The organism is Paraburkholderia sp. J8-2 (genome assembly GCF_905220195.1).
Lineage (GTDB): Bacteria > Pseudomonadota > Gammaproteobacteria > Burkholderiales > Burkholderiaceae > Paraburkholderia.
In genome coordinates this window covers 1-261 of record NZ_CAJMZA010000154.1, presented here as the reverse complement: position 1 = coordinate 261, position 261 = coordinate 1, and the positions used below count along the sequence as shown (strand labels likewise).

1 protein-coding gene is annotated in these 261 nt (G+C 54.4%); it reads left to right on the top strand.

The window, feature by feature from the left end; all coding sequences use genetic code 11:
* Positions 1-261, top strand: a 261-nt coding sequence (locus tag U5A52_RS43235; protein WP_321940540.1) for a hypothetical protein, incomplete at both ends; no start/stop codon positions are given.

Here is a 261-nt window from a genome sequence, read left to right as displayed (position 1 = left end):
CTTGATGATGAATGTGACAGCCGCAAGCCAAGGTGACGAGCTTGATCGGATCGGGCGAGCGTATGCATCCGACTTGCATGACTTTGGCACGTTTGTCGATTCACCCGCAGAAACTGACGAACTGCGTGCTCTTCATGAGGCAACGGATGCTGCGGGTAAAGCTATAGGGACGTTCGCCATGGAAGTGAGCCCTGAGTTGAACGGAAACTTGAAGAGATGGCGGGATCTCTACCGATCGCTGCCACACGACGAAGCAGCTTC